Origin of the sequence: Ensifer sp. Root142, assembly GCF_001426785.1 — a bacterium.
Classification (GTDB): Bacteria; Pseudomonadota; Alphaproteobacteria; order Rhizobiales; family Rhizobiaceae; genus Ensifer; species Ensifer canadensis.
The window spans coordinates 1-11,603 of the sequence record NZ_LMFK01000038.1; the positions used below are offsets into that span (position 1 = coordinate 1).

Here is an 11,603-nt window from a genome sequence, read left to right on the forward strand (position 1 = left end):
TGACCTTCTTCCATCATTTGGTGTCCACCTCTTTTAGGTGGACACCTCATGCCAAAGCTCACTCAATCACAGAAGGTGCGGGGAAATTCGCGCTTACGCTTCTGTCCACGAGTTCACGGGCCACATGGTCTTGTAGTTGAACGTGTTCTTCTTCGTTCTCCGGATATTCGATGCAGCGCAAGACGCGAACCATTTCGCCATCGATGTAGTGCCCTAGCTGTCGGCCCCATCCAATCACACGATGCATGTCGTGCTGCATGTGGGCAGGCGTTCCAACCGGCGCTTGAGACAGGAAGGCCTGGCGCTGATGTTCTTCATTTGCGTGGTTGGACGCTGAACGAGAATCATCATCCTAACCGCGTTTATCTAGAATCATCACGAGGCGTTCGAATGCAAATGGATCGAGGTCAATAACCGGCTGAAGTCTCCTTCCGCAAATCTCCAATAGGGCGCCGGCGATTTTGGTAGCAAGCTCGGCTTGCGTCTTGCGCTGATAGAGTTCAGCGAAGCTTCCGGAAAGCCAAAAGGTCGTCGTCATCGATGTTGGCGCGGTCCTTCTTCGCGGTGCCAAGAGCACGTGTGCACATCAAATTTACGGAGTAGCCCAACGAAAGCAGCCGAAAACCTCGGCTCCCCATGTCGGGGGCGCCGACGATCCCACGATGCTGCTGGTCCGCGAAGTGCGATTGCCATTGGCATCGTAGGCGTACGCGACGCACCTGTCGCCTTCATAGAAGGCGGTTTCGAGACGACCAAGCACATCATACGTGTAGACAATCGATGCGGCGAACGCGGGCAACGATATGGCCAGGACGGCACCTGCCGCACCGACAACCGATACTCTATGTGCAAGTTTGGCGAACATACGAGGCCCTTAAATCGTGCATTGCAACCGCAATCTAGGTGTGCAACAAAGATCAAATAAAAGCAATAGCTGCACACGTCCACTTGATTTACCTAAACTCTCAGTTGCTACGAGGTCACGAACATGCAGCGACGAAACGTGCTCGTCATCATCATCGCGGCGGCATTCTCTGCGCTGTGCAATGCACAAGCAGGTCATGCCGCCTGCCCTCCGCTGCCCCATCAAATTGCGAACGGCCAAGTGGCGGACGCCACCAAGCTCATGGAGAACTTTGGCGCGGTGAGAGATTGCGCATCTGCGCCCGGGGGGATGCCCAACGCGATACAATACAATGACGGCAATGGAGGATTTGGCGGTATCGGCCCACTCACGGATGGCCAACTGATTGTCGGCAATTCAAATGGCGTTGCTCAGGCTACAGCACTGACGGCCGGTCCGGGCATTGTCATAACAAACGGGCCTGGGACAGTGATGATCGGCTCTGCTCAAACAAGCAGCTTCCAGCGGGAATCCGGCCCGTACGCTCCCCCAAATGCAAGCTCGTTCACAGCGATCGACACTCCAGCGTCCATCGTTCCAACCGTTAGCAACGTGGCGAATGTCGGGATGGTTTATTCGGTACCGATCACGAGTAACACCACAGCATTCCCTGCTGCTTACAGACCGGTACCGCAAAATGCGACGTGGACGCTTACCTTCCGCGCCAAATACTCGGTTCTCATGGGAAGCTATCCCGAGTTCGGCGTATGGCTCAAAGACAGCGCCGGAAAGATGCTCGGCGCCGTGATGGAATCCAGATCAAGCAGCGCCTCTCTCGTCGTAAAGAGATGCAACTCAAATACACAAGTTAATGCGAATGTGTACACTCAAGCGGTGAGCGACCCGCCCAACTGGTTTCGTGTGCGCTATGACGGCCAGAACATAGAGTTCGCCTTTTCGTGGGATGGTCAAAACTGGCTGATCGTTTGGTCAGAAGCAAAAAATGCGTTTCTCGACGGTTCGTTGCAGCTGGTCGGCATCGGCGGTTTATCCGGAATATCAAACGCGTCTATGTGGCAGCCAGGATCTACGATGGGTGGCATCGTAACCTATTGGGACATTGACGACGATCCCGCGGCAACTCGCGCCGTCCAGTAGCGGTTATCCCCGCGGCTAAGGCCGGCCCGCATTTAGCTCCCTCTCAAACGTCGTCGCCAATGTTCGCCTCCGAAACAAGGAGCCTAGCAGATGTTCTCCATGCGTCTTAGCGCTTTGATGCCGCTGCTTTATGCCACGCTGCTCTTTTCATTCCTCGGCGCATCGTCGAATACAATGGCGGCGACGAGCGGCCGGGAAATCTATGCCTCTCTAGCGGAACCGCTCATTGCGACAAAAGCGACGACGGGTGCGGAGGACAGAGCGCTTCTCGACGCGATCTCCGCTTTGCGGCATCGGAAGAATCCGAGCGACTTCAGCGCTTTGGTCCACTTTCTCGACTCGTATCCCCAATCCGGCTGGAAGTCGGCTGTCTTGACAAACCTGGGCCTGTCCTATCTGCACGATGGGCATTTCTCGCGCGCGATAGAGGCATGGGAATCGGCGTGGCGCGAAGGGAAGGACGCACAGGAGCCTCGTGCCCGAGCGTTGGTCGATCGCGCCGTCGGCGAACTGGCGCGATTGAGGGCAAATCTCGGCCACACTGAGCAACTGGCCGCCTTGTTTGATGAAATTGGTCAACGCCCGGTCACGGGTTCCGCCACTGAAGCGATTCAGGTCGCGAAGGAACAACTCATTCTTGCTAAGGAAGATCCCCGTCACCTGTTCAATTGCGGCCCTTTGGCATTGCGTGCTCTTATGCAGCAGCGAGGCGCAAATCTCGATACGATAAATTTCTTGCAGTTCTACCGCGCAGGAAGTGATGGCACGAGCCTAGCAGAGGTAGGGCAGCTCGCTGATAAGGTGAACCTCGACTATCGTTTGGTCCTGCGCCAGCCAGGCGAAGCCGTTCCCGTGCCGTCTATCGTGCATTGGAAGGTCGGACACTTTGCGGCGATCATCGGAAAAACGAACGGCCGATTCCAAGTGCGTGATGCCGTTTTTCCTGGGTCCGATATCTGGGTCACAGAAGCGGCACTGGATGCGGAGACGACTGGCTATTTCTTGGTCCCCTCGGACGTGGCGACCAAGGAGGTATGGCGACAAATAGAAGTTGCTGAAGCTGCGGCAATATGGGGTAAGGGACCTACGAATGGTACCAGACCAGGTGGCGCTGGCGATCCGCCAGCAGATGGCGGACCAGACGGCTCCGCCGGGCCAGGCGGCCCCGGCGGTCCAGAAGGCGCCGGTGGGCCAGGTGGTCCCGGTGGGGCTGGAGGCGCAGGTGGACCCGGAGGAGCAGGAGGTGCCGGCGGGCCTGGTAGCGGAAGTGGCTGCCCTCTTTGCACCTACAACATCAAGGAATCCAGCGTCAGCCTGACATTATCGGACGTGCCGGTGGGCTACATCCCAGCCTTCGGTCCTGCGATGAAAGTGCAGATTTCCTACAATCAGCGAGAAGACAGTCAGCCGGCGAATTTCAGCTTCTTCAATGTGGGTCCCAAATGGACCATCGACTGGCTTAGCTACGTTGTTGATGATCCGACCAACCCCGGAGCAAATGTTTCACGGTTTATGTCGGGAGGAGGCGCTTTTTACTATACCGGCTACAATTCGGCTTTACGCCGTTTCGCCGCCCAAGACGATGATGGTTCAATCCTCTCGCTGGTATCCCAATCAAATGTGAGTTATCGACGCAAGTTGCAAGACGGACGTGTCGAGATCTACGCCGAGTCGGATGGGAGTACGTCCTACCCCCGCAACATATTTTTAAGTCAGGTGATAGACCCGCAGGGAAATGCGGCGACCTTGCACTACGATGCGCAGAGGCGGTTGATATCGATCACTGATGCGCTCGGTCGCGACACGACGTTCACATATGGCCTACCCGATCGCCCGTTATTGATAACAAAAATTACCGATCCTTTCGGTCGGAAGGCAACGCTCACGTATGATAGCTATGGTCGTCTGTCGTCCCTCACCGATATTATCGGCCTCACTTCGAGTTTCACATACGATGTCAATTCGCTCGTCAACGGCATGGCGACGCCATACGGTACGACGACCTTCGCCTACACAGCGCCCGGCACTGTGAAGCCGCGCTTCGTGCAAGTAACAGACCCACTTGGTTACAAGGAGCGAGAAGAGTGGCTGGAGCCCGCGCCGATTCCCGCCAGCGATCCAGCTTCGACGGTGCCGGTCGGCATGCCGTTGCCGCCGTCGAACAGCTACCTGACCTATAGAAATAGCTTCCACTGGGACAAGGACGCTTACGCGGCCGCCGGATGCACGGATGCTGGTGGCTGCGACTACACGAAAGCGCGTCTGCGTCATTTTGTGCATATGCCCGGAGCTTCGATCAAAGGCACGGCGATCGAGAGCAGCAAGACCGCCCTTGAAGGCCGCGTCTGGTTCAATTATCCGGGCCAGAAATCCTCGGCCGGAAGCTTGTATGGGGGCACTTACAATCGGCCAGTTGCGGTCGGCCGCGTGCTCGATGACGGCACAACACAGATCAGCAAGTTCGAATACGACGAGGACAACTTCTTCAATCTGACAAAAGCGGTCGATCCGATCGGGCGAACGACGAACTATTCCTATTCCAACGGCATCGATCTGGTTGCGATCAGCCAGACATCAGAGCTCGGCGCTCAATCGACGTTGGCCCAGTACGTCTACAACGGCCAGCATCGTCCCATATTTTACATGGATGCGGCTGGACGAACTTCCACCTACATCTACAATCCGGCGGGCCAGCTAACGTCCGTCACCAATCCGCTTGGTGAGAAGACGACCTATGCATATGACGTGAGCGGGAACATCTCGACCATAACGAACGCGAATTCCGAGGTCGCAGCCAGCTACACCTATGACGATTTCGCGCGGGTTCGGACGTTCACCGACTCGGAAGGATGGGTGGTCACCGCCGACTACGACGCGGCTGACCGGATCACGAACCTCACCTATCCCGATGGAACGAGCGAGCGATTTATCTATGACAAACTGGATCTTGCTTCCTATCGAGACCGGGAAGGCCGGTTGTGGAAGTACGAGCACGACGCCAATCATCGACTGACGAAGGTCATTCAACCTTCGGGGAAAGAAGTTTCGCTCGGCTACAACAGCCTCGATCAGGTCGTCTCGCTGACGGACCCCAATCTTAACGAAACTGCATGGAGCTACGATCTCCAAGGCCGCCCGACTGGAAAACAGTACGCGGACGGCCGCACGGAGATCTATGCTTACGAGCAAACGATAAGCCGGCTGACCTCGATCACCGATGCGCTCAATCAGGTGAAGCAGATTTCCTATGCCGCCGATAACAAGCCGCTCGCCATCAACTATCTCAACGTGGCCAATCCTACCCCCAATGTGGCGCTGACCTACGATCCGTTCTTCCTACGCGTCGCATCGATGACGGATGGTTCCGGAACGACCCGATATTCCTATCGCCCGATGTTCGAGGATGGAGCCCTGCAGCTCGAGAAGGAGTGCTTCACCGCCACTGGAGAGACGTCCTGCGCCCATCAAATTGACTATGCTTATGATGAGCTCGGCCGCCCGAAAGCAAGGACGATCGAGGGAAGCGGAGCGGAAACGCTTGCTTATGATGCGATCAACCGTGTCGCTCAGCACAATAGCGATCTTGGGGCATTTGCGTTCAACTATCTCGGACAAACGTCGCAGGTTACCAGACGGTCCCTTGCCATCACAGGCTCAAATCTGTCCACCTCTTGGACATATCTGGGCAACAGCAATGACAGGCGGTTGGCGAGCATCAGCAACAAGGGGCTGGCGCCAGGTCAGTTCACGGATTTTGCATTCACGACGACACCAGAGAACCGCATTGTCGGCATCATGCAAAGCAGCGATGCATCCGTCCTCATGCCCAACACCGATGCTCAGACCGCTGCGTTCAACGAAGTAAACCAGTTGACATCCCTCTCCGGTCAAGCATTCGAATACGATGCGAACGGGAATCTGCTCTCGGATGGGACGCGATCTTTCACATGGGATGCGGAAAACCGACTCATCGGCGTCAGCTATCCAGCCGAGCCAGGCCGCGCGGTCGCCTACGCTTACGATGGTCTCGGCCGGCGCATATCAATCACGAGCACTCCCGCAGGTGGCTCGCCATCGGATACCAGATATGTCTGGTGCGGCAGTACCCTCTGCCAGGCCCGCGATGCGAGCAACGAGCTCGTCCGCGGTTACTATCCCGAAGGCGAACTTGTCAAAGGAGCCACCGACCAGCCGCTCTATTACGGTGTTGATCAAATAGGTTCGGTTCGCAGGGTGTTCGCATCGCCGATTGAGGCGCCAGTCTATGACTACGACCCGTTCGGGGTGTCGCTGCAATCTGCAGCCAAACTGACGGACTTCGGCTATGCTGGGATGTTCACGGCGGACCCGGGCGGCAATTATCTCACCTGGTATCGCGCCTATGCTCCGGTAATTGGGCGCTGGCTGTCACGAGATCCAATTGGAGAAGACAGCGACCCGGCCGCCAATCTTTATGTTTACGCATCCCTCGATCCGCTTGGAAATACCGACCCACTTGGCTTGTTTCCACGGCCTTCTCCAGGAGGCGCACAATGCGGCAATCTTCCCAGTAGCCCTGACAAGACACCCATCCAACCCGCAGGAAGTCCCCGAACGGGCGAACCATGGGGGATGTGGACAAACGGATATGACACGACACGCATGTACGACGGCGGGGGCAATGCTTGGTATGATATCGACCGCGGCCACCATGGGCGGGGGTGGGAGTATCATATGTGGGAGAATGGCGTAAGACAGCCTGGCGTTGAATTCGAACCAGGAAAGAGATGAGACCAATGATGAACGATCTGAATAAATCGCTGTTTGCGGATTGTGAGATAAGAACGCTCGCCTTTGATTACCCGAATTTGACGTTAAAGCTATTCGACTCCACGGAGGTAGATTTTTATAAACTTGTATTCCACAACGTTGAATTCTTCATTTTTGAAAGTGACCATCTTCAGAATGTCATCAGCGCAATGCAGGTATTTGACAATTTGAAAGATGCGCTACTGGACTCCGCTTTCGCCAATTATGCTAGACAACGGAAATTGGAGGAAGAGTTAAGCAAATTAATTGGTAACCATCGGATTTGTTATATTCGGCCGATCACGGGGGGGGACATGGTGATAGTCTTTGCTGAATGGGAACAACAGGAGTCATAAGGTATAGCGCAGTCTTCAAGTATTTCGAGCGCCCGTGAATTTCTCTTAATTAAGAACGGCGACTGAGTGGTTTATGCGCAATCGTCGATATGACCGGCATTCTCTGTCCCGCACGAGTGGAAGGAGTTTCGCTTTAATGAACCGGCGCAAGCCGATGCGTATGTTTGTCATTGAGTGACTTGTAGATCTTGTAGACGATGCGTTTCGTCATAGTCGAAGTCCAAGTCGCGTGCGAGTGTCAGATCCAGCCTAGAATCTGATGCCCTGCTTCACTCAATGGAAATGGATCGACAGAAGGGCGCGCCCCTAGTGTAGCCCTAGCCAAACCTGCAATAGCTCCAAGTTCGAGCAACCTCTATCGCGGATTGTGGGAACGCTGGAAGGCCGCGAAACCCGATGGCGGAGAGGGTGGGACTCCCGCCTAACTGCCCAAAAACCCCAGAAAACAAGGGATTCGCGTCGCCGTTGCGCTGTTGTGTGTACCAGTGTTGTGGACGCACAATTAGAGAACCAAACGACGAATGGCAATGTTACTTTTCAGCAAAAAAACTCGCGCCCAAGGAAGAACCGTTAGGGATTCTTACGAGATTGTTTGCTACCTATGGTACGCAGTTTCGCAGATGGCTATTGGGCAGTATCTTACTGGTGGGTCTTCATGACTGAAAATCAGCTCACGTTTCAGCCGAGAGCCCGCATCATTCGAACGATCGGCGACCAGCTGATTAGCGGACCAGAGGCCGCCGTTATTGAGCTCGTGAAAAACGCCTACGATGCTGATGCTGACGCTGTACGCATTAAATTCCACCCGCCCCTGAACGGACCAGACGGACTCATATCCATCACCGATGACGGCCATGGCATGTCACTGGATGACATCCGTCTCAAATGGATGGAACCTGCGACATCATCGAAAACCAAAGAGAGATTATCGCCGAGAAAAAAGCGGCGAATGATGGGTTCGAAGGGTATTGGTCGTTTCGCTGCGGCGAAACTTGGCACCATGATGTCGCTTCTTTCAACTTATGGCGAAGCGGGTTCCTTAAAATCGGTTCTGATACCAGAGCTCGATTGGACGTTGTTCAGCGACGATATCTACCTTTCAGAAATAGCAATCGACTATATCGTCCAAGATGGTGAAGAGCCAACAGGCACGACCATCGAGGTCCGAAATCTCAGCGAGGCATGGTCTCAGGAAAAGTTGCAACGACTCCATGTCGAGCTACGCAGACTACTGTCACCGCTAGACAGAACCGAAAATGACGACTTCTCAATATACTTGGACTTGAGTGAGTGCACGTCCGAAAACTCTGGTTTTGACGGGCCCAGCCTGATTAACGGGCTATCTGCGGAAATTGACGACGACACCGATACTGTCCCGGATACTGCCGGGAAAGAAATCAACCGGGTACAGCCCTTCCCGCTCTTAAAGGCTTGCGACTACGAGCTACAAGGAGTTTTCGATTCCTCGGGCTCTTTCTCAGGGACTTTTCAGATTCATCGGGCGGGCCGCGGTGTTGAATGTCTGGAGTTGAAGTTCCCAGGGGATTCAGAGCCTACGCCAGGTAGTTTCGCGGTGCATCTTTTTCTATTCGATAGAGAAGCGGACGCAATCAAAAACAACATGAGAGCAGCCGGAATGGGCGATTTGAGCGCCTCCGAGGCCCGTCGACTGCTCGACAACATTTCCGGGGTTGCGATCTATCGTGATGGGTTTCGTGTACGACCGTACGGCAACCCAGAAAACGATTGGCTTGCCTTGGACAGCCGACGCGTCCAAGACCCCTCGCTGCGAATCGGCCATAATCAGATCGCGGGTTTTGTGACCATTGAGGGACAGGACGGTTCCAACTTGGTCGAGCGAAGCAGTCGCGAAGGATTCGAAGATAACGAAGCGTTTTCCCGCTTACGGCAGCTTGTTACTGAACTACTTTCCACAGTTGTTGAACCCAAGCGGTTCGCGTTCCGAAGCGAAACCGGACTCGCCAGACGAAGATCGACCACTTTCGATGAGGTCCGGGAACTGTCGGAATTAAAGAAAATCCGTAGTCTCATTGCCAAATTGGAGCCGGACGAAAGAGAAGCTGCAGAAAAAGTTATCGATCAGCAGTCGGCCAAGCTTATGGAGAGGATCGACGATCTTCAAGAGCGGCAACGCTTACTTGAGGCGAAATCATCACTTGGTGCGATAGTGGGCCAAATTTTGCACGATGGTGGACCACGTGCCGTATACGTTGTCCGCACGGCTGAAAGAATGCAGAAGGCTTTCCCTACGATGTTCGGCTTAGGGAAATTGGCTACTCAGACAAAAGAAGACATCAGCTCGCGAATTCCCAAGCTCCTGCGTGCCGGTCATGACTTAGAGAGCCTATTTCGGAATCTGCGTCCCTTAGCGGGTGGCAAACGGGGGCAGCCGAAATTCTTCAGGCCTAAAGCCGTGATCCGGAGAGCCGCCGAGCTTTTTGAAAGCAGTGGCGTCCCGATAACAATTTTGGAGGCCGATGGCGAGTTCGATCTCATCGGCTTTCCCGACGACCTGTCGACTGCGCTCGTTAACCTCATCAGCAATGCGGTCTACTGGCTAGACGATAGCAAGACTGCCACTCCATTCATTAAAATCACTGTTTCGCGAAAGGGCGACAACGGAAGGATTCTTGTTGAGGATAATGGCCCGGGCGTTCCTCAGGAATTCGTGGACCATATCTTCGATTTGAAGTTCACACTGAAGGACGGTGGAACAGGTCTTGGATTGAATATTGCTAGAGAGGCACTGGCTCGCTCGGGTGCGACATTGTTTTACGATATCGAGCACGATGGCGGCGCGTTATTCGAGATTAATTTCCCAGCAAGGGCAACGCTATGAACCGGAAGTACATTCTTCATGTCGAAGACGACGAACTAAATCGTGATCTTTTTCTTGACTCCATCAATGACTGGAATGCTGCTAACGCCGAGGCTGGTAAAGAGTGGGTACTGGTCGCCACGGGTTCATATGACGAGGCCATCCAGGCTTTAGACCAACATCGATTCGATTGCGCGATAGTCGACCTTCGGTTACCCGAGAAGGAAGATGCACAGGAAACTCCAAACGTGGGAAACAAGCTCGCTAAGGCGATATTGTTTGGGCAGGGGCTTCCACTCGCAATTCTCTCCGGTCATCCCGCAGAGATTGATGAAGGTCTCAGAGACGCGGGGCTGGTTTCGACCTTTGATAAAGGTGACGGGGATGGATACGAAAACGCACTCGGCTGGCTGTCCAACAAATGGGGAATGATGACAACCTTGAGGGCAGCGAAGGCTAGCATTGATGGCCTTTCTGCAGAAGTCTTCGCAAAGCGCCTGTGGCCACGATGGAACGCATTTTCCGACTTGGAACCCGATAACCAAGCGAATTTGATCAAAATTATCGCCCGCCAATATGTCAGTCATATTGCGGACATAATGGGATTAGACGGCCAAGGAAACGCGGGCTGGCATCCATTCGAATGCTATAATGTTCCATCGCTTTTCGATGATCGAGCGCACACCGGGGACCTGTTCGCCCTGGATGATAGCCTTTGGGTTGTGCTGAGCCCCCAATGTGACATGGCGACAAAAAAGATCGCTAACGTCCTACTGGCTAAATGTCACCGTGAGATTGAAAACTGGCCCCAAAACGTGGAAACGCTTAAAACACCCGCGAATGAAAAGAAACGTGAAAAGGCAGAGTCATATTTCAAACGGCTCGTGAACCAGAACATCGCGTCCTCCACACACTTCCTACCGCCATTGCCAGGTGAACCTTCTCCGATCCTAGTGTCGTTCGGAGAGATTCGCACGCTTTCCTTGGAGGTGCTCACCGCCCATTTGAATGATCGGGTTGCATCCATCTCTTACCCATTTGTTTCGAATCTGGTCCAGCGATTTGGTTCCTTCATAAGCCGAACAGGGCAACCGAATATTGAGGTCACGCACTTCGCCAGTTAGAGGGGCGAACTTCCACGTGCTTCCGCCAGAAAGCCCAAAAAGACGTTCTTAGTCGCTGGTTCCTCCAAGGTAGGCTGTTTCCTCGCACGACACTCCTGCTCCGTTGAAGGATCGCCTATCGGGTGATCGGCCTGGCGATCCTCGCCCATGGGCTTCCGCTAGCTTGATCCCTTCGTCGGCAATAACCATTGGCGGGGCTATCGTTGGCCTCACCTCTCGATACCTCAAGCGCCGCGTGCAGCCTGAGAAGATTCGGCGACGCCGCGAGCTGGCGAACGCTGGCCGCGCGTATCTGGTTCCGCTTCGAAATTCTCCGTGAGACGGACATGCAACCATGCGCGAAGCCGTGGCTCGCGGCGGTCTGGCACACGCTCCCGGAATTGGTGGCGATCGGCCGTACGCATCCGAGGAGGGCCGCCTTGCTGAGAAGTGAGGCGAACTGGATGTTCTGTCTATATGGACGTCAATATAGACAGTGTGAGAACCGTGGATTT

The 11,603-nt window shown here is 54.5% G+C and carries 5 protein-coding genes and 1 pseudogene; 5 read left to right on the top strand and 1 reads right to left on the bottom strand.

Annotation, left to right across the window (positions count from 1 at the left end; genetic code table 11):
• Positions 1 to 433: 433 nt before the first annotated feature.
• Positions 434 to 563: pseudogene (locus ASD52_RS38920) on the bottom strand (type II toxin-antitoxin system RelE/ParE family toxin); the annotation flags it as partial.
• A 425-nt stretch (positions 564 to 988) separates the two neighbouring features.
• Between ASD52_RS38920 and ASD52_RS28485 the strand changes: the two are divergent.
• The 5 genes from ASD52_RS28485 (at position 989) to ASD52_RS28515 (ending at position 11,109) form a co-directional block, all read left to right on the top strand.
• Positions 989 to 2,002 carry a hypothetical protein gene (locus ASD52_RS28485; protein WP_057226377.1) on the top strand — a complete coding sequence of 338 codons (1,014 nt, stop codon included), beginning with the start codon at positions 989 to 991 and terminating at the stop codon, positions 2,000 to 2,002.
• Positions 2,003 to 2,092: 90 nt separating this feature from the next.
• Positions 2,093 to 6,772, top strand: a complete 4,680-nt coding sequence (locus ASD52_RS37950) for an RHS repeat-associated core domain-containing protein (RefSeq protein WP_244497537.1) — start codon at positions 2,093 to 2,095, stop codon at positions 6,770 to 6,772.
• Between the two features lie 8 nt (positions 6,773 to 6,780).
• Entirely contained in the window at positions 6,781 to 7,146 is a 366-nt protein-coding gene (locus ASD52_RS28505) for a hypothetical protein (RefSeq protein ID WP_162254186.1), read from the top strand.
• A gap of 655 nt (positions 7,147 to 7,801) precedes the next feature.
• Entirely contained in the window at positions 7,802 to 10,006 is a 2,205-nt protein-coding gene (locus ASD52_RS28510) for a sensor histidine kinase (protein WP_063991877.1), read from the top strand.
• On the top strand, positions 10,003 to 11,109 hold the full coding sequence (locus tag ASD52_RS28515; protein ID WP_057226389.1) for a response regulator: 1,107 nt from the start codon (positions 10,003 to 10,005) through the stop codon (positions 11,107 to 11,109). Before ASD52_RS28510 ends, ASD52_RS28515 begins: the two co-directional genes overlap by 4 nt.
• Positions 11,110 to 11,603 lie beyond the last annotated feature (494 nt).

What these genes read in the sequence shown, in the direction of transcription:
- ASD52_RS28485 (WP_057226377.1), top strand. Translation starts at nt 989, where the DNA reads ATGCAGCGACGAAACGTGCTCGTCATCATCATCGCGGCGGCATTCTCT.
- ASD52_RS37950 (WP_244497537.1), top strand. Translation starts at nt 2,093, where the DNA reads ATGTTCTCCATGCGTCTTAGCGCTTTGATGCCGCTGCTTTATGCCACG.
- ASD52_RS28505 (WP_162254186.1), top strand. Translation starts at nt 6,781, where the DNA reads ATGAACGATCTGAATAAATCGCTGTTTGCGGATTGTGAGATAAGAACG.
- ASD52_RS28510 (WP_063991877.1), top strand. Translation starts at nt 7,802, where the DNA reads ATGACTGAAAATCAGCTCACGTTTCAGCCGAGAGCCCGCATCATTCGA.
- ASD52_RS28515 (WP_057226389.1), top strand. Translation starts at nt 10,003, where the DNA reads ATGAACCGGAAGTACATTCTTCATGTCGAAGACGACGAACTAAATCGT.